The sequence below is a fragment of the Enterococcus sp. DIV2419 genome, from assembly GCF_051711865.1.
Classification (GTDB): Bacteria; Bacillota; Bacilli; order Lactobacillales; family Enterococcaceae; genus Enterococcus; species Enterococcus faecalis.
In genome coordinates this window covers 1,120,853-1,141,718 of record NZ_JBIONS010000001.1, presented here as the reverse complement: position 1 = coordinate 1,141,718, position 20,866 = coordinate 1,120,853, and the positions used below count along the sequence as shown (strand labels likewise).

At 35.9% G+C, this 20,866-nt stretch carries 26 protein-coding genes and 1 other RNA gene; 7 read left to right on the top strand and 20 right to left on the bottom strand.

Annotation, left to right across the window (positions count from 1 at the left end; all coding sequences use genetic code 11):
- The gene (locus IGI97_RS05355) at positions 1–795 is read right to left on the bottom strand and encodes an ABC transporter permease (RefSeq protein WP_002356900.1); all 795 of its coding nucleotides are present in this window, start codon (positions 793–795) and stop codon (positions 1–3) included.
- A 151-nt stretch (positions 796–946) separates the two neighbouring features.
- On the opposite strand from IGI97_RS05355, the gene IGI97_RS05350 reads away from it, so the two are divergent.
- Positions 947–1,384 carry an EamA family transporter gene (locus tag IGI97_RS05350; RefSeq protein WP_434542884.1) on the top strand — a complete coding sequence of 146 codons (438 nt, stop codon included), beginning with the start codon at positions 947–949 and terminating at the stop codon, positions 1,382–1,384.
- Positions 1,385–1,430: 46 nt separating this feature from the next.
- Here the strand turns inward: IGI97_RS05350 and IGI97_RS05345 are convergent, their stop codons facing one another.
- From IGI97_RS05345 to map, 13 genes are all read right to left on the bottom strand, one after another.
- On the bottom strand, positions 1,431–2,468 hold the full coding sequence (locus tag IGI97_RS05345; RefSeq protein ID WP_438738121.1) for an acyltransferase family protein: 1,038 nt from the start codon (positions 2,466–2,468) through the stop codon (positions 1,431–1,433).
- Positions 2,461–2,826, bottom strand: a complete 366-nt coding sequence (locus IGI97_RS05340) for a DUF2304 domain-containing protein (RefSeq protein WP_002359899.1) — start codon at positions 2,824–2,826, stop codon at positions 2,461–2,463. Before IGI97_RS05340 ends, IGI97_RS05345 begins: the two co-directional genes overlap by 8 nt.
- A complete protein-coding gene (locus tag IGI97_RS05335; RefSeq protein ID WP_002379615.1) occupies positions 2,826–3,551 on the bottom strand; it encodes a glycosyltransferase family 2 protein in 726 nt (241 codons plus the stop codon). Before IGI97_RS05335 ends, IGI97_RS05340 begins: the two co-directional genes overlap by 1 nt.
- 58 nt (positions 3,552–3,609) lie before the next feature.
- Positions 3,610–4,452 (bottom strand): dTDP-4-dehydrorhamnose reductase, encoded by an 843-nt coding sequence (rfbD, locus tag IGI97_RS05330; RefSeq protein ID WP_002356895.1) that lies wholly within the window; start codon positions 4,450–4,452, stop codon positions 3,610–3,612.
- Positions 4,453–4,544: 92 nt separating this feature from the next.
- Positions 4,545–5,573: a dTDP-glucose 4,6-dehydratase gene (gene rfbB / locus IGI97_RS05325; RefSeq protein WP_002359895.1), complete on the bottom strand. Its 1,029-nt coding sequence runs from the start codon at positions 5,571–5,573 to the stop codon at positions 4,545–4,547.
- Positions 5,574–5,597: 24 nt separating this feature from the next.
- A complete protein-coding gene (gene rfbC / locus IGI97_RS05320) occupies positions 5,598–6,170 on the bottom strand; it encodes a dTDP-4-dehydrorhamnose 3,5-epimerase (RefSeq protein WP_353973680.1) in 573 nt (190 codons plus the stop codon).
- Between the two features lie 12 nt (positions 6,171–6,182).
- Complete coding sequence (gene rfbA, locus IGI97_RS05315; protein WP_002364387.1) at positions 6,183–7,049, bottom strand: glucose-1-phosphate thymidylyltransferase RfbA; 867 nt, start codon at positions 7,047–7,049, stop codon at positions 6,183–6,185.
- 121 nt (positions 7,050–7,170) lie between these two features.
- The gene (locus IGI97_RS05310; protein WP_002384299.1) at positions 7,171–7,884 is read right to left on the bottom strand and encodes a glycosyltransferase family 2 protein; all 714 of its coding nucleotides are present in this window, start codon (positions 7,882–7,884) and stop codon (positions 7,171–7,173) included.
- A gap of 3 nt (positions 7,885–7,887) precedes the next feature.
- The gene (locus IGI97_RS05305) at positions 7,888–8,715 is read right to left on the bottom strand and encodes a glycosyltransferase (protein WP_002362120.1); all 828 of its coding nucleotides are present in this window, start codon (positions 8,713–8,715) and stop codon (positions 7,888–7,890) included.
- On the bottom strand, positions 8,715–9,503 hold the full coding sequence (locus IGI97_RS05300; protein WP_002359892.1) for a glycosyltransferase family 2 protein: 789 nt from the start codon (positions 9,501–9,503) through the stop codon (positions 8,715–8,717). The genes IGI97_RS05305 and IGI97_RS05300 overlap by 1 nt, the downstream gene beginning before the upstream one ends.
- A gap of 121 nt (positions 9,504–9,624) precedes the next feature.
- Positions 9,625–10,761 carry an MraY family glycosyltransferase gene (locus tag IGI97_RS05295; RefSeq protein ID WP_002366956.1) on the bottom strand — a complete coding sequence of 379 codons (1,137 nt, stop codon included), beginning with the start codon at positions 10,759–10,761 and terminating at the stop codon, positions 9,625–9,627.
- A gap of 106 nt (positions 10,762–10,867) precedes the next feature.
- The gene (locus tag IGI97_RS05290; RefSeq protein ID WP_002384297.1) at positions 10,868–11,779 is read right to left on the bottom strand and encodes a YihY/virulence factor BrkB family protein; all 912 of its coding nucleotides are present in this window, start codon (positions 11,777–11,779) and stop codon (positions 10,868–10,870) included.
- Between the two features lie 15 nt (positions 11,780–11,794).
- Positions 11,795–12,559 carry a type I methionyl aminopeptidase gene (gene map, locus IGI97_RS05285; protein WP_142425675.1) on the bottom strand — a complete coding sequence of 255 codons (765 nt, stop codon included), beginning with the start codon at positions 12,557–12,559 and terminating at the stop codon, positions 11,795–11,797.
- A 174-nt stretch (positions 12,560–12,733) separates the two neighbouring features.
- Here map and IGI97_RS05280 point away from each other — a divergent pair, with 174 nt between their 5' ends.
- Positions 12,734–13,177 carry a flavodoxin gene (locus tag IGI97_RS05280; protein WP_002356885.1) on the top strand — a complete coding sequence of 148 codons (444 nt, stop codon included), beginning with the start codon at positions 12,734–12,736 and terminating at the stop codon, positions 13,175–13,177.
- 74 nt (positions 13,178–13,251) lie between these two features.
- On the opposite strand, the gene IGI97_RS05275 is transcribed toward IGI97_RS05280, so the two are convergent.
- A complete protein-coding gene (locus IGI97_RS05275; RefSeq protein WP_002356884.1) occupies positions 13,252–13,725 on the bottom strand; it encodes a TspO/MBR family protein in 474 nt (157 codons plus the stop codon).
- A gap of 157 nt (positions 13,726–13,882) precedes the next feature.
- Positions 13,883–14,455, bottom strand: coding sequence for a TetR/AcrR family transcriptional regulator (locus IGI97_RS05270; RefSeq protein WP_002356883.1), 573 nt, complete (start codon positions 14,453–14,455; stop codon positions 13,883–13,885).
- Positions 14,456–14,705: 250 nt separating this feature from the next.
- Here IGI97_RS05270 and IGI97_RS05265 point away from each other — a divergent pair, with 250 nt between their 5' ends.
- Both IGI97_RS05265 and IGI97_RS05260 read left to right on the top strand, forming a co-directional pair.
- Complete coding sequence (locus tag IGI97_RS05265; protein WP_002362125.1) at positions 14,706–15,944, top strand: aminopeptidase; 1,239 nt, start codon at positions 14,706–14,708, stop codon at positions 15,942–15,944.
- Positions 15,945–16,203: 259 nt separating this feature from the next.
- Positions 16,204–16,584 carry a PH domain-containing protein gene (locus IGI97_RS05260; RefSeq protein ID WP_002356881.1) on the top strand — a complete coding sequence of 127 codons (381 nt, stop codon included), beginning with the start codon at positions 16,204–16,206 and terminating at the stop codon, positions 16,582–16,584.
- Positions 16,585–16,675: 91 nt separating this feature from the next.
- Here IGI97_RS05260 and ffs read toward each other — a convergent pair.
- Together ffs and tadA are read right to left on the bottom strand one after the other, a co-directional pair.
- Positions 16,676–16,762, bottom strand: an RNA gene (ffs, locus tag IGI97_RS05255) — signal recognition particle sRNA small type.
- Between the two features lie 39 nt (positions 16,763–16,801).
- Entirely contained in the window at positions 16,802–17,323 is a 522-nt protein-coding gene (tadA, locus tag IGI97_RS05250) for a tRNA adenosine(34) deaminase TadA (protein WP_002384292.1), read from the bottom strand.
- A gap of 77 nt (positions 17,324–17,400) precedes the next feature.
- Here tadA and IGI97_RS05245 point away from each other — a divergent pair, with 77 nt between their 5' ends.
- Together IGI97_RS05245 and IGI97_RS05240 are read left to right on the top strand one after the other, a co-directional pair.
- Positions 17,401–18,252, top strand: a complete 852-nt coding sequence (locus IGI97_RS05245; RefSeq protein ID WP_002383772.1) for a PucR family transcriptional regulator — start codon at positions 17,401–17,403, stop codon at positions 18,250–18,252.
- Between the two features lie 56 nt (positions 18,253–18,308).
- A complete protein-coding gene (locus IGI97_RS05240; RefSeq protein WP_438738117.1) occupies positions 18,309–19,154 on the top strand; it encodes a PhzF family phenazine biosynthesis protein in 846 nt (281 codons plus the stop codon).
- A gap of 26 nt (positions 19,155–19,180) precedes the next feature.
- On the opposite strand, the gene IGI97_RS05235 is transcribed toward IGI97_RS05240, so the two are convergent.
- Both IGI97_RS05235 and IGI97_RS05230 read right to left on the bottom strand, forming a co-directional pair.
- On the bottom strand, positions 19,181–19,519 hold the full coding sequence (locus IGI97_RS05235; RefSeq protein WP_002356871.1) for a hypothetical protein: 339 nt from the start codon (positions 19,517–19,519) through the stop codon (positions 19,181–19,183).
- 83 nt (positions 19,520–19,602) lie between these two features.
- Positions 19,603–20,307 (bottom strand): zinc metallopeptidase, encoded by a 705-nt coding sequence (locus tag IGI97_RS05230; protein ID WP_002384290.1) that lies wholly within the window; start codon positions 20,305–20,307, stop codon positions 19,603–19,605.
- A 197-nt stretch (positions 20,308–20,504) separates the two neighbouring features.
- Between IGI97_RS05230 and IGI97_RS05225 the strand changes: the two genes are divergently transcribed.
- A complete protein-coding gene (locus IGI97_RS05225; protein WP_025187021.1) occupies positions 20,505–20,858 on the top strand; it encodes a YxeA family protein in 354 nt (117 codons plus the stop codon).
- Positions 20,859–20,866 lie beyond the last annotated feature (8 nt).

Below are 20,866 nucleotides of genomic sequence, written 5' to 3'. Positions count from 1 at the left end.
TTATAGTACATCTGAAAAATGTGGTTTTAAGCGTCTAAACACGGTTGAGCCAATTAATAGTAAAACAATAGTAACTCCCCAGAAATATAAGCTATATTGCCAATGTTCCCAGAACCATGCACCGCCTAAATAAGATTCGCGGTATCCTTGAACAATATAATATAATGGATTGATTTTTAAGATTGTCGCAATCATTCCAGTTGGCTGCCATAAAATTGGCAATGTCCACATAACTGTTTGCATAATGATATTGATAAATTGCATAATATCAGGTAAAAATGGTTGTGTTGAAGCAGTAATCCACGTAATTGCTGTTAAAAAGACTAATAAACAAGCTAAGTAGTAAATTAATTGCAAACTGTACAGACTTGGGTAATAACCGTTAGCTGTAGTAATTACAAAACCAATTAGAATGAAAAACAAGTGGGTGTACAAGTTCGATAAAATTTTAGATGTTGGTAAAATTTGTACATTAAACACGACTTTTTTAACTAAATAACTATATTCACGAAACACATTCGTGGCTGATAATAACGAATCTGAAAAGAAGAACCAAGGCACCATCCCTGTTACTAAATAGACAATGAACGGCATATTGTCGCCAGCTCTAGAACGAAGGCCTACAGAAAAGACAAACCAATACGTCAAAACAGTTACTAATGGCGTTAAAAACGCCCAGACAATTCCTAGTGCTGAACCAGCATACTTGGCCTTAAAATCATTGAATGAAAATTGTAATAACAATTTTTTGTTCTGAAAAATATTCTTGAAAATTGAAAATGTTTCTTTAAACATATACTTATTCCTTCCGTAATAAACTATTTTTATCTAAAATTTTTGGATACAAAAATGCCATTTTAAACAACATTTCTATTTTATCGATAAACGCCTAGCTTTTCAATAGTAGACCCCTTTTTATAAAGAAAAATTTAACTGATTTCGCTATATTAAAAAATCTTGTCCAATTTTTAGGAGATTATGCTACAATAATGGAGGTCTTGCATTTTTTTGCACGGAAATTATTTTTGAGAGAAGGGAAATTATGGTTCTTTTTATTATTTACGTATTTCTGTCTTCTGCTGGTCTGGTCTTATTTAAACTAGGTTCTAGCAGTTTGAACATCCAACTCCAACAAACAATCTTTTCAATGAATATCTCACTTATATCTTTATTAGGTTTATTTTGTTATTTAATTAGTTTTATTTTATGGATGTTAATTATTAGTCGTTCCGATGTTTCTTACATTGTTCCTTTAGGCGTTGCCTGTACAAACATCGCTATTTTAATTGCTTCAAATCTTATTCTAAAAGAGACAATCACAACGAATGCCCTTATTGGTGCTGTGGTTATTATTGTCGGCATTGTGATTATGAATCTTAAATAAAACAACAAAGACCTTAAACTCCAACTTAAGGTCTTTGTTGTTTTATTTAATATAGATTTTTAAGCCAATAAAACTGTCTCAGTTCACTTAATTTAATGATAATATAACTAAAAACAATTAACAAAAAAACTTGTACAACATATGTTTTAAAATTATCGTACGTTAACTTTTGAATCCCTAATTGACTAGCTGCATAAAATAGTAAATATTTTATCGGATTTTGCGCTAAATAAATAATAATACTAGATTTTCTTAAAAAGTCACTTCCAGGAATACGTATATTTTCTAAATTAAAACTTAAAATAACCACTAACACAGCAACTATTGGTAACGTAAAATAATTTTGTGCATCATAAAAAACACCTAATTGTTGCGCAAATTTCACTTCCTTTAGTCCTACATAAGAAAAAATAACAATACCTAAAACTAAGAATAAATTATTTAAAGGCTTTTCAAATACATAGTTTGCTAAAAAATAGCCTATAATCACATAACAAATCGTAGAAATCATCGAAAAAGATATAGAACCATAAAAAGGCACTTGTTTAATCCATTCAATGTCAAAGTACCACTTACCATAAGTAAAAGTAAATACTCCTATCAGAAAGCTAACAATTCCAATTGTTAATAATACTTTCTCACCAAAATAACTTCGGATGTAATAAATAATAAATACACTCATTACTAATGCGATTAAATACCAAGAAACACCTATTCTGGGGACATAGCCTAATAATATGCTCAGTATAAATGATATTTTTCCTCTTAAATCCATTTCCCCTTTAACAAAATTCATAATAGATACGATAAAGAAGGGGATGTAAAAGATCAACCACGAAAGATATACTTTTAAGATTCTTTTTATATAATTGAATAGTATTTTTTTATCTTTTTCTTTTTCTCTAAAAGAAATTTTTTTAAACAAAAAATATCCAGATACTATGAAAAAAAACGGAACAGAAAAGCGGGCTAATATTTTCAAATCACTACCCAAAATAGATTTAGAGGGAAATGTATGAATTCCAACTACACTTAATGCAGCAATAAATTTGAAGGCATCCAATACATCATTGTTTTTAGTCATTTTTCCCCTCTCTATTCTCCCATTTTTCTTCAGATTTCATGATAGATAATTCTTGCAATAATGTTTTAATGCGATTTTCGTGTTTTGAAATCAACACAGAATTTTTAATTTCCATAATTAAAAGGACAATCACCGCAGCTGATAATAAGAAGTTTGATGTTGTTTCAAACCCAAAGGCCATTGCTAACCATTCTGCCACATGCGGGAAAATAGCAAAAATAATTAAGACAATTGAGATTAATAACCAAATCAAAGCATTTTTTAGGAGAAAAATATTTTTATTAATCCCTCGAATAATGTATAAGAAAAAGCCAATTGCAAATAAAAATAAAGCTAGCCATAACACGGTTGGTAGCATTAGTCTCCCTCCTTCATAAAGGCAGCAATCAGAATTGCTGAGCCGACTTCCAGCATATACTTCACAGAAGCCAAGGCACGAATCGAAGAAACACCACCAAGCCGTTCCATCATATTGACAGGTCTTTCAACAATCACAAAGCGTTTTTTAATTAAGTGAACAATCGATTCTGGCTCGGGATAATTTGTCGGATAACGCTTTGCAAAAAAAGCAATCACTTTCCGATTTCCCGCTCGATAACCAGAAGTCACATCATAAATTGTTTTACCAGAAGCCATTCGAATGCAAAAAGATAACAAACGAATACCAAAACGGCGCATTTTCGTACTTTGAAAAGACGCTTCGTTTCCAGGAATGAAACGAGAGCCAATCGAAAAATCACATTTACCCTCTGCTAATGGTTCCAGTAAAATAGGTAAACTATTGATATCATGTTGACCATCACCATCAAACTGAACCGCAACATCATACTCATTTTCTAAGGCATATTTATAGCCGGTCTGTACCGCCCCGCCAATACCTAAATTCAACACTAAATGAATGGCATTAATTTGGTTGGCTTCTAAAATTTGTTTGGTTCCATCTGTCGAGCCATCATTAATTACCACATAATCCAATTCATGTTGAAAATGCGTAACTTCCTGTTTAAATGTTTCAATGGAAGCAATCGTCCGCAAAATGTTTTCTTCCTCATTGTAAGCAGGAATGATTAAAAGTACCTTCATAAAGAGAAACACCTTTCCACTTTTTCTCTAACAAAACCCCTCACTTACACAAGACAATTTATTGTTGAACATTTTCTAACATTTGTGCTAAGGCTTCTTGCCAAGTAGGAATTTTAAAGCCTAACGCTTCTGTTTTACTTAAATCCATGACAGAATATTGTGGTCTTTGCGCCTTTTGTGGAAATTGAGTTGAATCCACTGGCAGTACTTCCACTTCAGTATCTTTTAAAATTTCTTTAGCAAACTGATACCAGCTACAGCTGTTTTCATTAGACAAATGATAAACACCAAATGGCGCTTTTTCTGCAATAACAAATGCCATAAATTCGGCTAACGTTCTTGTCCAAGTTGGGCGGCCAAACTGATCGTCCACTACCGTTAGTTGGTCTCTTGTTTCCGCTAATTTTTGCATGGTAAAGACAAAGTTATGACCGTATTGACCAAATACCCATGATGTTCGAATAATATAATAGTCGTCCAGGATTTCTTGGACCGCTTGTTCACCTAATAACTTCGTCCGACCATACTCATTTAAAGGATTCGGTTGATCATCAATCGCATAGACGCCTTCTTTTTTAGTTCCATCAAAAATATAATCTGTACTTACGTAAACAAGTGTCGCCCCCACTGCTTTAGCAGCTTCTGCAACATGACGTGTGCCATCTACATTCACTTTTTCATCTAATTCCTTGCCTTCGTCTTCTGCTTTATCAACAGCTGTATAAGCAGCACAATGATAAATGACGCTTGGTTGAATTTCTTTCACTTTTGCCAACGTACTATCCGCATCAGTAATATCTAATTCTGTGGAATCCGTTGAAACATACTCAATTCCTTGTTCGTCTAATAGGTGACGTAATTCTGTGCCCAATTGGCCATTTCCACCAGTAATTAAAATCATTTTTTTCGCTCCTTCTTGAAAAAAAGGCAGGGCAAAGTAGCTTTTGTACTTTGCCATCGCCTTTCGACTGTTATCTCACATGTCAGAAAAAATTACTGACCATTTTGTGCATATTTTGCTTCAACAGCTTCTTTATCTGCACGCCACCAATCTTCATTTTCTGTATACCACTTGATTGTTTCTGCCAAGCCTTCACGGAAATTCGTGAATTCTGGTTCCCAACCTAATTCTTCGCGTAATCTGGTTGAATCAATCGCATAACGTAAGTCATGTCCTGCACGATCGTTGACATGCTCATAGGCATCAACGGGTTGTCCCATTAATTCTAAAATTAATTCCATCACTGTTTTATTGTCTTCTTCACCATCGGCTCCAATTAAATACGTTTCGCCAATTTGCCCTTTTGTTAAAATTGCCCAAACAGCCGAAGAATGGTCGTTTGTATGAATCCAGTCACGAACATTTTTACCAGCACCATAAAGTTTTGGTGTAATGCCACTTAAGACATTGGTAATTTGACGAGGAATAAATTTTTCAATATGTTGATATGGACCATAGTTATTTGAACAGTTTGAAATTGTTGCTTGTAAGTTAAAAGAACGGACCCACGCTTTGACTAACAAGTCAGATCCTGCTTTTGTTGAAGAATAAGGGCTTGAAGGATTGTAAGGCGTTTCGGCAGTGAATTTTTCCCCTTCGCCTTCTCCATGTCCTGGTAAATCTTCTCTTAAAGGTAAATCGCCATAAACTTCATCAGTCGATACATGGTGGTAACGAACATTGTTTTTACGACAAGCTTCGATCAATGTGTACGTCCCAATCAGATTGGTTTGTACAAATGGGAATGGGTCGTTTAATGAGTTGTCGTTATGCGATTCAGCAGCATAGTGAACAACCGCATCTGTTTCAGCGACTAAACGATTAACTAATTCAGCATCAGCGATATCTCCTACGACTAATTCCACGCGATCACTCGGTAGACCTTCAAGATTTTTTTCATTTCCTGCATACGTTAATTTATCTAATACAGTTACATGAACTTCTGGATGATTCTTTACAACATAATGAACAAAATTTGAGCCGATAAAACCAGCTCCACCTGTTACGATGATTTTTTTCATAATTGAAACTCTCCTACTTTTTTCTTAAATTTCGCCATAGATAAACGGATTTTCCGCTTCAAATTCTTTTAAGGTTGGATGTTTTTGATCCTTTTCTGACGTAATCGCTTTTTCTGGCGCAATTGGCCAATCAATAGCTAACGCTGGATCGTTAAAATCAATACCGCCGTCTGCTGCCGCATTGTAGTAATTGTCACACTTGTACATAAAATTCACGTTCGGTGTCAAGGTGACAAAACCATGAGCAAAACCTTTTGGTACTAAAAGCTGACGGTGATTATGTTCTGATAAAATGTAGCCTTCCCATTGACCATAGGTTGGACTCCCTTTACGAATATCAACAATCACATCTAATACCGCACCTGTTACAACGCGAATTAGTTTTGTTTGCGCAGCTTCGCCTTTTTGAAAATGCAATCCACGCAAGACACCTGCTTCTGTTGATAATGAATGATTATCTTGGACAAAGTCAAAGTCTAATCCATGTTCTGCAAATTTAGCTTTGGAATAACTTTCTGTAAAAAAGCCACGATGATCACCGAAAACATCCATTTCGATAATTTTGACATCTTGTAATTTTGTATCAATAACTTTCACGTTTCTTCGCTCCTATTCTGCTGCTAAACGTAGCAAGTATTGGCCGTAGCCATTTTTCTTCAATGGTTGTGCCAATTCTACCAATTGTTCTTTTGTAATATAGCCCATTCGATAAGCAATTTCTTCCAAACAAGCGACTTTTAAATTTTGACGTTTTTCAATTGTTTCAATAAATGTTGACGCTTCTAATAAGGATTCGTGTGTGCCTGTATCTAACCAAGCAAAGCCACGGCCCATTACCTCAACAGAAAGTTTATTTTTTTCAAGGTAGACTTTATTAACGTCTGTTATTTCTAATTCCCCACGTTCTGACGGTTTGATCCCTTTCGCAATTTCAACCACTTCATTGTCGTAAAAATACAAACCTGTCACTGCGTAATTTGACTTCGGTTGTGCTGGTTTTTCTTCAATAGAAAGCGCCCGCATCTCTTCATCAAATTCTACCACGCCGAAACGCTCTGGATCATTTACATGGTAACCAAAGACTGTTGCCCCTGATTCTTTAGAAGCCGCTCGTTGCAACATTTTTGATAAGCCGCCACCATAATAAATATTGTCCCCTAAAACTAAGCAGACACTGTCATCACCAATAAATTCTTCACCAATAATAAATGCTTGCGCCAAACCATCTGGGCTTTCTTGTACCGCGTATTCGATATGAATGCCTAAATCATGGCCATCGCCGAATAAGCTTTCAAAACGTGGTGTATCTTCTGGTGTAGAGATAATCAAAATTTCATTAATTCCCGCCAACATTAACGTTGACATTGGGTAATAAATCATTGGTTTGTCGTAAATTGGCATTAATTGTTTTGATGTTGCTTTTGTTAGCGGATATAAGCGTGTCCCGCTTCCGCCTGCTAAAATAATTCCTTTCATGAACAATCTCCTTAAATACTTCTATTTTTAGTTTCTATAAAACCAAATATCCTTCCCTATTATCGCATTAAGCATAGGGTTTGTCATGTTTTTTACGTAAATTTTACAAATCTGTAAAAGTTTAGCGTTGTTCCTTTAAACGCTGATGTAAAGCTTTTAATAAATTCACACGCCAATTTAATTTTTGTTGGAAACTTGTTTTGGTAATAATAGGGCTGACATTCGCTCCATGTCTTCGGTAAAGCACTAATGGTTCTTTAATGAGACCCGTTTGCTTCTTCCGTGCAGCTAATAAGCCAATCCACATATCATGCATAGGAACTTCTGGCGGAATGGGTAAAATGACATTTTTCATCTCTTGACGAAAGGCCATACCTGCCCCAATATAGCCACTTTTTATCGCATTTCGCCAAAACCCTGGTTTGACTTTTCGGAACTTAAAATAAGAGGGATTGGTAACTTGTAAATCCGCATCAACAATTTTCAAGTCACTAATAACCACTTGAATGTCAGGGTGCGCTTCAAAATATTCTGTCACCGTCGTTACTTTATTTGGCAACCAAACATCATCTTGATCTGCTAAAAATATTACTTCGCCTTTCGTATGCGTAAGCGCAAATGCAAAATTAGCAATCACTCCTTGCCCTGGACCTTGTAACAATTGAATTTGGGGATAATTCGCTGCATACGTTCTCAAAATTTCCAACGTATGATCAGTAGAACCATCATCTGAAATAATTAGTTCATCTTCTTCACTGACTTGTAAAAGAATACTATCTAATTGTTCCGCGAGATATTTTTCTCCATTATATGTCGCAATACAAACTGAGATCATAGATTATCCTTTCATTAACTTGAGAAATTCTGCCAATGTTTGCCGCCAAATTTGGCGATTTTTGACAGTTAAAAATTGCTTACTACTGCGTAAAAATAAATGGCGTCGATGATGGGAAAACTTTTCTTGATCATATCGACGATAAAATAACGTTTCTGCTTCAATAATAGAGCGATAACGTTGAGAACTCATTGTACGATAATCTAAAACAGACAATTCTTGTTTTAGGTGGACTGGTAAGACTTCAATCTTTTTATTGGCTTGATTCAATTGATAAAAGAACCAATGATCTAAATAGTCCAAAGGAAATTCTTCCGAAAATCCTTCCAACCAGCGCAGTGTTTCTGCCGTAATGACTGTACCAGAATTGATAGCCATCAACGGTTGGTTGGCTATCCCTGCTGTTGGCTTTGCTCCTTTAAGTCCAACATATTGATCACTATAAACTGGCGAAATTTGTTGTCCATTTGCTTCTACAATTGGAACATAGACTGCCACAGTCGGATCTAACGGCATGATGATCAACGTATCAAAATAAGAAGCTGGCACTTCTGTGTCTTGGTCAAGGAGCAACAATAATTCACATTGATTCGTTTGACTAAAAGCAATCGCTTCATTATAAGCGGTCGCTAGGCCTGGATTATCAGGATTATGTCGATAAGTAACATTTTGTTGTAAAAATAATGCATCTTCTTGAGGAAGTGGGCTGTTGTCATAAATAAATAAGTGCAATTCGGGGTGATCTACCACTTCTTTTAATAACAAATAATTCGGCGTATCAGCCATTTTCATTTGATATAAGACGATGACTACCGCTAATCTTTGACTCATTAAAAGAACCTCCAGCCCCATTTGTTAAAAAATTTTCCCATTGATTGCATAAAGATTTTAAACAATTTTCGACTTTTATGGGCGCCCTTTTCATACATGTGAACAACCGTTTCAAAAGGCGTATAGAGAATCCGATAGCCTGCTTTGCCAAAGCGTAAACATAAATCGTTGTCTTCAAAGTACATGAAGAAACGTTCATCGAACCCACCAATTTCAACGAATTTTTCACGATCAATCAACATAAAACAGCCTGAGCCCATTTTAATATCCGTTGTTTCTGTATCCGACAAATCGCGACATTCATAAATACTCAAACGTTTATCAAAAATTTTCTTTACAAATTGAAAGGGAATAAAACGTAACATATAATCGAAAACATCTAATTTTTGACGAACTAAATATTGCGTCGTGCCATCTTCATTTAGCACTTTAGGGCTAACGACTGCAATGTTCTTATCTATTTTGATACGGTCTAATAGACGATCAAGCACGTCTTTAGTAACCAAAACATCGGGATTAAAAATAATTGCATACTTTGTCGAAGCATTGAATAACACTTGATTATGACCATGACCAAACCCTTGATTTTCTTCAGCGCGATGGATAGTAATAAATGGTTCATATGTTGTTAATTTTTCAAGATACGCTGTTTCAGAATGATTGTCATAGATATGAATATCATAGATACTATCAGTACCTAGTTCGGCTTTTAATTGGTCTAGTACATTAAAAATGTAACGACTATTATAAGTGACAATCGAGATTGTTACCATTTCTTGCATGCTCATTTCTCCTTACTACTGAAACATCGTCTTAAAAAAAAAGCATATGTTTCACACATATACTTTTTTAAGTTTAATGGAATTATATCATAGGTTTACGCTCTCGCAAAGCAACCTAAAGATTTCTTTACTTTCTCTTAGAATGCTTGCCAAGTCGCTTTTTCATTTGCTCCTGACGATATTCACGATTCCCTAAAATCCGTAACAAATACATCAACGGTTGATGCCCTTCGCCAACTAGACCGATTAGTTCAATAAATAGTTCTAAGCCAATTAAACAAAAGACAATTAATAAAATTGATGCTACTGTACTTGAATAGCTGAACAATAAAGAGACAAAGGAAAAAACTAACGCTAATGCATAAATAGTCATGACCGCCCCTTTATGGGTAAAACCTAAAGATAACAAGCGGTGATGCAAATGCATTTTATCTGCTGAGGAAATGGGCTTCTTGTTCAATAGCCGTCGAATAATTGCATAAACCGTATCCGTAATTGGCACACCTAAAATCACCATTGGCGTAATTACCGTAATAAACGTAGCATTTTTCAATCCCTGTAACGACATTACTGCAATCATAAACCCGAGGAATAACGCCCCGGTATCTCCTAGAAATATTTTAGCTGGATAAAAATTGTATGGGAAAAATCCCGCAATGCTCGCAACTAAAATAAAAATAACAATTGGAATATAGACCGTTTTAGCATGTAGGAAAAAATACCCTGTAATACCAATCGTGGTTAATCCAATAATGGATACGCCTGATGCTAAACCATCCAAACCATCAATTAAATTTACTGCATTCGTAATCGCTAAAATCCACAATAAAGTTAGTGGTAAACTAAACCAGCGCAAATCAATCATTCCAACAACTGGCAACGTCACAAAATCTATCCGAATTCCAGCAACAAAATAAATAACTAATGCTGCTAACAAAATACCGATTGTTTTTTTCATTGGAGTAATCTCTTTAATATCATCAATGAGGCCTGTCAAAACAACCATTCCACCAGCCAAAATAATCGGCCAAATATAATCTTGTGGGATAATCGAACGAAAAATCAATAAACATGAACTAGCAAAAGCAATATAGATTGCAAGTCCTCCTGCTGTAGGCATATTTTTGGTATTGATTCGTCGCTCTCCTGGTGCATCATAGGCGCCAATCCGAAACGCTAGAAGCTTAACAAGTGGTGTTAATAGCAAAGATAAGATAAATGTCATAAATAAACGTATCAAAACTTCATAAATAAATAGTGACATAGTCGAACCCACTTTCTTCTCGTTCAGGGTATATTATACCGTAAACTGAAGCATTTACAAGCTGAAACATGTGTTCTGACAACGGTTTAGACTTTTTTAAAGAAATCTATTTATTTTTCTTTTTAAACCATCTAAACAAGCGTTGTTCAAAACTTGGTTGTTTTTTTTCTTTATCTCCAGATAAGTATTCATCAACGACAGCGTTGACAATTGCTCCTAAAATAATAATCGTGGCAGCAAAATTCAACCATAACATCAAGATGATAAAACTCCCGATGATTTGATAACTTGCGATTCTAGAACTAAAATATTTTACGTACAAACCAAAAATTTGTGATAATAGCATCCAACCGACTGTCGAAAAAATAGCCCCTGGCAAAATAGAACGTAACGATAATTTCCGATTAGGAACGACCGCATAAATCAAACACATAATCACCAATAAAACAACGGTCGTTAACGGCCATTTTAACGCTTGGAAAGTATCGATCACAGACGTTGAGTAATGGAAAATTGGTTGCAGTAATTCAATAATGTACTGACCCAGACCTAAAATTACTACTACACCAACAATCGCTACCATAAATAACAAAATAACTAAAAATGAGACCACTCTTACGAGAATAAAATTTTTCCTTTGTTCGACACCAAAAGCTTTATTCATCGCGTTTTGTAGTGCATTAATACTTTGACTGGCACTCCAAAATGCTGCTAAAGCGGAAACAGAAAGCAACCCGCCTGAACGTTGAGTCAATAGTGAACGAATCGCTGGTTCTAAGTTCTTATAAACATCTTTCGGAATCGCCTCTGCAATATAAGGCAACACAGAATTAGGGTCGATTCTTAAATAAGGTAAGACATTACCTACCGCAATCAGTAATGGAAACAGCGAGAGTAATAAATAATAGGCAACAACCACTGAGCTGTTGCCTATTTCGGCTGTGACCATGTGACTTTGCGTTGTCTCAATAAAACGCATCAAAGATTGATTCTTTTTGATGTTGTCGAGAAACTTCATCACACACTCTCCTTATTAATAAGTCAATTCTTCGCCTTGTGACGTTAAGATTCTTGGACCTTCTTTCGTAATCGCTAATGAATGTTCATATTGACAGCTTAGACCGCCATCTTCAGTATAAGCAGTCCAACCATTTGGGTCCATTTTCATGCGCCAAGTTCCTGTGTTAACCATTGGCTCAATGGTAATAACCATTCCCTCTTTTAAACGTAGTCCTTTACCTGCTTCACCATAGTGAGGAATCATTGGACTTTCATGGATAGTTGGGCCAATGCCGTGACCTACAAAGTCGCGAACAACCCCATAGCCTTCTCCTTCTACATACGTTTGAATTGCATGACCAATGTCGCCAATTCTATTTCCTACTTGTGCTTGTTCAATCCCAAGATATAGCGCTTTTTTGGTTACTTCCATCAAGCGATCAATTTCAGGTGTTGATTCACCCACGACATAAGACCAGCATGAATCAGAGATTGCGCCCTTTAAGTCGACACACATATCTACTTTGATTAGGTCGCCATCTTTTAATACTTTTTTACGAGGAAATCCGTGGCAGATTTCCTCGTTGATACTACAACAAGTAGCATATTTGTAGCCTTCATAGCCAATTTGAGCCGCCACGCCACCATGACTTTCAATAAAGTCTCTCACAAATACTTCAATATCCCAGCTTGTAATGCCAGGTTTAATAAACGTCCGTAAATGACGGTGAACATCCGCTAATAATTCCCCTGATTCATCCATCATTTCAATTTCTCGTGGTGATTTTAATGTAATCATACTATCTCTCCTAAACTTGTTTCATTCAAATTATTTTATCACATTTTTTGCAAAAAAGATTGTTCAAACACCAATTTTCAAAAAGTCCCTTAATAAAAGCACTCGCTAGTCTTTTATAAGAAATGCGCATCTGCTATAATAAGTGACAGAATTGTATGAGGGGGAAGAAAGTTTATGACGTTAGCTAAAATTGTGTATGCAAGCATGACTGGGAATACAGAAGAAATTGCCGACATTGTTGCAGAAGCATTTGAAGATTTAGAATTAGAGGTCGAAATTGATGAGTGTACGCAAGTCGATGCCGCTGATTTTGAAGAGGCCGATATCTGTGTAGTAGCTACATATACGTATGGCGATGGCGATTTACCTGATGAAATTGTCGACTTTTATGAAGACTTACAAGAGATTGATTTATCAGGAAAAATCTTCGGCGTTTGTGGTTCAGGAGACACGTTTTATGATGATTTTTGTAAATCGGTGGACGACTTCGAAGCAGTCTTTACTCAAATTGGGGCAAAAAAAGGCGCCGACAGCGTTAAAGTTGATCTAGCCGCTGAAGAAGACGACATCCAACGCTTAGAAGAATTTGCGAAAAAATTAGCAACTGCCGCAGAATAACTATGTTGAAATAAATAAAATAAACACCAGAAAAAAATGGCTAGTTCCCATTTTTCTCTGGTGTTTTGATATTCCTAATTTAAAAATAAAATACTGTAATTTAAAGCAGCCGCAAAAGTAACCCAAAGAATATAAGGAATCATCAACCAGCCACGCGTTATTAATTTATAACGCAAGTAGTCCCACTGTTGAACTATTAATAATAGCCATAACAATGAGATATCAATCACAGATAATAAATTGTTTTGTAAAGAAAAAAAGAAAAATGTCCAGAAAAAGTTCGCAATAAATTGTAAAATAAATAGCGTAATCATCCGTTTTTTCTGTTGTTTATTTGGATGAACTAAGATGAAATAAAAAGTAATGCCCATAAAAATATACAACACCAACCACACCGGTCCAAATAACCAGCCTGGCGGAGCAAAACTTGGTAATCTCAACGCTTGATAATATTCTCTCGCATTTACTGAAAATAAGCCCGACAAGAGCCCTAGTCCGGTAATTCCTACAATACTTAGCCATAAACGCTTATCTTTCACTCGGTTCATGTTTTTTGCCCCTTTCTATTTCTCTTCTTTACTGTAGCATGGTTGCGAATAATCTACCATTAATACACTTAACAAAAAAAGACCGTTCTTTTAAGAAACAGTCTTTTGCTGTTACCTCACAGAAGTTATCAGCATGAGGTTACACTTTTTTTAATTTTTATAGGTCAATATCAATTGGTTCATCTCGTTCAAGAATTGCTTCAATACTATCTTTCATTAAATGAATGATTTGTTCTTCTGAAGGATGGATAATTCCAGAAGTCATCAATGCAGCCACACCAGTAGCGACCACCCATGTTCCCATGTGTAAAGAGTCAATTTGAACATCGTTTAAATTAGCATACTCAGGATCAGCTTTTACCGCTTCAGTAAAATAGTGATAAGAGAATTCTTGCATTTTTTTGCCGCCACCATATTCTTCTAAATAAAGCGCACGGTATAACTTACTTTCACTTGTCGCAAAATGAATATAGTTTAAAGCCAAATCAACAATTGTATTTCCGGTATGTTTTACTGGAAAGACTTCTTTCGCTAAGTATTTATGAATTTTTTGGAATAAAGCATCGCGTAAATCATCCATGTTTTTAAATTCCAAATAAATCGGTTGGGTGGAACATTTCATTTTATTAGCAATATTACGTGCAGTGAACTTCGAAAATCCTTCAGTGGCGACTACTTCATAGGCAGCTGTTAAAATCTGCTCTTTCGTAATGGTTTTTTTTCTTGCCATAATTCCCTATCCCCTTTATTCATTCATATACAACGCTTCCAAATAAATGCTTATGGTTATTGTAACACGATTTTTCTATTATGCAAAATTAGAACAACTCTTTGTACAAAAGTTCACTGAGCGGGAGCACGACAACTTTTACCCCAACTTAAAATAACAGTTGATAAAGGCTTTATTTCGTTGAGTTCCCCGCTCTTCCGTGTTATGATATGAGCAGTCATTACCCATCAAATTGAAGGAGGAATCACGAATGACCTTAGAGAATTTTAATGAAAATCTAAAGAAATATGCACGTTTAATTGCTGAAACGGGTGTCAATGTTCAGGACAATCATACGGTTGTTTTACAAATCAGTGTCGATCAAGCGCCCCTTGCCCGCTTAATTACGGAAGAAGCTTATCGCTTAGGCGCGGCCGAAGTAATTGTTCAATGGAGCGACGAAACCATTCAACGTGAATTTTTAGCTCATGCTGCAACTGATCGTATTGAAAATGTTCCTCAATATAAAATTGATCAAACCGATGATTGGATTGCCAAAGGCGCAAGCCGAATTAGCGTGGTTTCTTCTAATCCTGATGCATTAGCTGGCGTGGATGCACAACGTGTAGCAGCTTTCCAAGCGGCTAATGGGAAAGCATTGGTCAACCTACGAAAAGCAACGCAAGCCAACAAAGTAAGTTGGACTGTTGTAGCTGCTGCTAGTGAAGGCTGGGCAGCTAAAGTCTTTCCAGAATTAGCAACAAGTGAAGAACAAGTTGATGCACTTTGGAATGAAATTTTCAAAACAACACGAATTTATGAAGAAAACCCAGTCATTGCTTGGGATATCCATGATAAAAAATTACAAGAAAAAGCGGCTGAATTAAACGAACAACAATTTACTGCTTTACACTACACAGCTCCTGGAACAGATTTAACGATTGGTTTGCCTAAAAACCATTTATGGGAAGGCGCTGGTAGTTATAACGCTCGTGGGGAAGAATTCATGGCTAATATGCCAACAGAAGAAGTTTTCACCGCCCCAGATAGTCGCCGCGTTGATGGTTATGTTTCTAGTACAAAACCACTAAGTTATGCTGGCACAATCATTTCGGGAATGAAATTTACATTTAAAGATGGAAAAGTTGTTGACTTCTCAGCTGAACAAGGCGAAGAAGCATTGAAAAATCTCTTAGCTATTGATGAAGGTGCCAAACACTTAGGAGAAGTTGCTTTAGTACCAGACCCTTCACCAATTTCACAATCCGGTTTGATTTTTTATAATACATTGTTCGATGAAAACGCCTCTAATCATTTAGCCTTTGGTTCGGCCTATGCCTTCAACTTACAAGGCGGCACGGAGATGAGCGAAGAAGAATTAGCTGAAGCTGGTTTAAATCGTAGCCAAACACATGTGGACTTTATGGTAGGATCTGACAAAATGAATATTGACGGCATTAAGGAAGACGGGACGATTGTTCCAGTTTTTAGAAATGGCGATTGGGCATAGTCCTACCAAATGTTGAAACCAAAGTTTTTAGCTCCAAAAAATAAGAAGAAACTGCTTTTATTCAGTAGGTTCTTTTAAAATTTAGAAAGTGAGGCCTAAGTTGCAGCGATTTAGGCCTCACTTTCTTATGCTAAAAAATCAATTGCATTCGAAGGACCTTTAACGTTATAATCAAATTGAAAGCGGATTCTTTTACACGATATAAGTTTACTTTTAAATAAAAGAATTTTTTTCAAAAAAGTAGAATTGGAGAATTAACATGGGATTATTTGATGGATTATTAGGGAATGCAACACAAAATAACAATGAAACAGCTGAAAAAGAATTACGGGATGTTTTAATCCCTAACGAAAAAGTAGATATGGCCTTCACTTTAGTAAGAGATTTAATTGTCTTTACAGATAAACGCTTAATTTTAGTCGATAAACAAGGAATTACAGGTAAAAAAGTTGATTATAAATCGATTCCCTACAAATCTATTTCACGCTTTTCTGTTGAAACTAGTGGACATTTCGACCTAGATGCAGAACTAAAGATATGGATTTCAAGTGCTGAGTTACCTTCAGTAAGTCTTCAATTTAGAAAAGATAAAGATATTGTTGCTATTCAACAAGCTTTAGCAGCTGCTGTATTATCTTGAATCCACAAAAAAAGACAGGAAAGCGACCAACTTTCCTGTCTTTTTAATTTTAGATAAAATAAAAAAGGCTTCTCAGCCTTGATACGTTCCTTATTCAATCAGACACATGGCGGCACTTGCTTAGTGCTGCTTCCTTCCGGATCTGACACAATTCACTAGCCCGCCATTGTCCTAGCCTTTCGGCAAAACCTAGTATAACGTATTTTTATTCTTTTGACTAGTCTTTCTTTTGATTTTTTAAAAGTTTCTCTTCTTTTTTCTTTGCCCGTAACCTTTTAAAGAACTGAACTAGCAATAAGCGACACTCTTCTTCTAAAACGCCTGCTTCGACATAGGCCACATGATTGAAGCGTTCATCTTCTAATAAATTCATCAAAGTCCCAGCAGTGCCTGCTTTAGGATCAGTTGCGCCATAATAAACTTCTGGAATTCGTGCTAAAAGCATCGCCCCACTACACATTGGACAAGGCTCTAAAGTTACAAATAATTGGGTTTCTTCTAGACGCCAATTTTCTATCCCGCGACACGCTTCTTGGATTGCATACATTTCTGCATGCGCCGTTGCTTCTTGCCGTGCTTCTCTCAGATTATGCCCGCGGCCAATAATTTCCCCTTGCCGAACAATTACAGCTCCAATAGGCACCTCAGCCAAACCTTCTGCTTTTTTCGCTTCTGCAATGGCTTCTCGCATAAAAAATTCTTTTTCTTCTTGTGTTAACGTTGTTTCTTTTTTTCCCAATTAATTTCCACCTTTCGGCTTTTTCCCACTAAACTTCTGTCTTGCTTCATGGTACAATAAATCAGTGAGGTGTGTCTATGATTATTGAAAATTTATCTCAGCTTTATCCCAAAGGCTATTTATCAAAAACAATTGGTTCCGAAGCCACCTATTCAATTCCTGTTGACGACCAATTTTTCATTGTGAATAAAGCTTTCTTAAGTATTAAAGAACAGCATTTGTTGGAAGCGCTTTTCCCAATTTCTGAAAACCCAACAATTACTGGTAACCATCCTTGGTTCAGTTACTTATTTCAACAGGCAAAATTACCTGCCGAAGGGACCTTTCGTATGTTGCAAATTCAGACGAATGTCACAAAAGAATTACAAGCTGAATGGCAATTTAATTTAACAAAGATGTTTCCAGATACAGTTGATTGTTTCAGTCCAAGTAATAATATGTATATTTTAGTTGAAGAACAGTCAAAAAATACCTTTCAACAAGAAGAAATTCAAGGAATCTTTTTAACATTAGATACAGACTTTGATTGCACTAGTGCTGTATTTGTTGGCAATTTTTATTCCTCTGAAGACATTCTCCGGCGTTGTTTCCATGAAGAACAACGTATTTTTTCAGAAGAACTTAATTCCTCTAGTCGGACGACTGTTTTTAGTTTAACCGATGTCGCCCTCCACTATTTTACCAAGGAAGCCATGAGCCAAAATGTACTTGTTGAGTATTATCGTCGTTTATTAAATAAAGACACCGATATTCAGCCAATCATCAGCGCTTTGTGGAAAAATCAAGGCAATATCAGCTCCACTGCAAAAGATTTATTTATGCATCGAAATACTTTACACTATCGGTTGGAAAAGTTTTTTGAACAAACTGGCTTATCTTTAAAAAAAATGGATGATTTAATCTTTTGTTATTTGTTATTAAGAAAGTAGCACGTCCATTTTTTACTCGTATGTTTTTTATTCCCAATTAGAAAGTAGGCGTTCCAATGAAAATTACCGCATATGTCGCTAGTGCATTTAGTAAAAACTACGAAGGTGGCAACAAAGCAGGCGTTATTTTTATGACACAGCCCTTAACGAGAACCCAAAAAATGGCCATCGCCAAAGAACTAGGATTTGCAGAAACTGCTTTTATTTCATACTCAAAGATTGCTGATTTCCGCCTTGAATATTTTACACCAAAAGAAGAAGTCGACTTATGTGGCCACGCGACAATTGGCGCTTTCACCATTATGAAGCACTTAAATAAATTATTGCAAACAGCATATACAATCGAAACGAACAGCGGTTTGCTCGCAATCACGGCGAACGGTGAACAACTATTTATGGAACAAACTGTTCCAACTTTTTATGATACGCTCACTTTAGAAGAATTGAGCGGCTGCTTTGATTTAAACGCAGTGGCGACAGCTTTTCCTATCCAGATTGTGTCAACGGGTCTAAAAGATATTTTGGTTCCCATTAAAAATGCGCAATTATTACAGGATTTACAACCAAACTTTGAAAAAATTAAGTTACTTAGTCAAAAGTATGGAGTTATTGGGATGCATCTTTTTGCTTTGTCTGAAGAAAATATCATTTGTAGGAATTTTGCGCCCCTTTATGACATCGATGAAGAAGCCGCTACTGGTACATCAAATGGCGCGTTAGCTTGTTATCTGCACCATCACCAAATTTTACAAAAAACCAATTACACTTTTTCCCAAGGTTATACCTTAAACGCTCCTTCAGAAGTCTTAGTGTGTTTGAACACTACACCTCAAAAGACAATTGATCAAGTTCTAGTTGGTGGCAGAGGCTATTATGTTGAAACAAAAGAATTATTTTTATAAAAAAAAGATGGCCTAGGCCATCTTTTTTACTTCATTGCATCTTCAATAAATGTGAAAAAACGTTCTTTTAAAGAATCTGTATTGTCTTTAACTTTTTCGCCATATTCAGCTAATTTTGAACCGCCATCTTTCACACGATCAACAACATTTAAAACAGAATCTAATTCATCATCGGATAAATCATCGACAATCGATAATAATTTTTGGTTTCCATCAAATTTATCGTCTACAAACTTTTTAACTTTATAACGATTGGAAACATGAGATACCTTCTTAATAATTTTTTCAGAAGCGATGACTGCAACAGAGACACTTGCAACTGCAGCAATGCTTAAACCGATACCAATTTTTGTTGATGCTTTCATTTCCTTCAGCTCCTCTGTTATTTTCTATTTTAATCATAACATATTATTACTTTTATGCGTAATAGAAAGACCTTTGCTGGCACTTAGTCTCGGCGGTTGTTGCCACCAAATAAAATAACCAAACGTAAAAGTTGTAAAAAGGTCGAAAGCGCCGCTGCTACGTAGGTAAGTGCAGCTGCAAAAAGAACTTTTCTGGCCATTGGGACTTCTTCTTCTGTTAATAACCCACCTTCAGAAAGAATACTTAATGCACGTCTAGACGCATTAAACTCCACCGGTAAAGTCACCAATTGAAAAATCAAGGCTAATGAAAAAGCCAAAATTCCAATGTTGATTAATGTTTGATTCCAACTAAATAAAACACCAATCAAAATTAGTGGAAAGGAAATGGTTGAACCGATGTTGGCAACTGGAACAATAGCTGCACGAAGACGTAAAGGCACATAGTTCGTATGATCTTGTACCGCATGTCCGCATTCATGAGCCGCCACGCCAATAGCCGCGACCGATGTCGATTGAGCAGTGGCTTCGGATAAGCTCAACATTTTGTTTCCAGAATTATAATTGTCAGTTAAATCACCAGCAATTTGCTGAACTCCAACATCATTAATTTGTTCTTTTTGTAAAATATATTGTGCTGCCTGCGTGCCTGTAACATGTTTACTGCTTCGTACTTGATCATATTTACGAAAGGTACTGTTAACATATGCGGAGGCCGCACCAGAAATCGCAATTCCGATAATTACCAATATATAGGTTGGATCGATTCCAAAATAAAAGGGCATCATTGTCCTCTACCTCCATCTTTTTTCTTTATTGTAGCATGATAGTGAAAAAAAGGGAGCGACAAACGTTGTCTTTTGTTTAAAAAAATGATGAATTTTTCAAGAAAGTGCCAAAACTAACAAAAGTGTCACTCAATTAACGGAAAAAAATATGGCAAATTTCCCAAAAAAAAGGCATACTATTCCTTGAGGTGAGGAAAATGAAAACATTACTAAAAATATTAATTCCCATAGTCATTTTAGCTGGCGGTAGCTGGGGCGTTTATAATTACTATTACGGTGGAGAAGCCTATTATACACAAATCACAACATCTGGTGAAAAGAAAGATGAAAAATCAGCTTCTGGTGAACCGACGACTTTGTATTACTATCAACAACCTGCGTTTAATAAAAACGGTGAAGAAAAGACCATTGAATTAAACGAATATCGTGATCAACCTTTGCGTATGAAAGCCTATCTAAAATTGAAAGTCAATCCCCGTAAAGGCGTGATCAGTTGGAATGAAGTAACAGAAAAAGAAGTCCCTGAAAAAGCTTTAGAAAAATTAAAATAAAGAAAAAA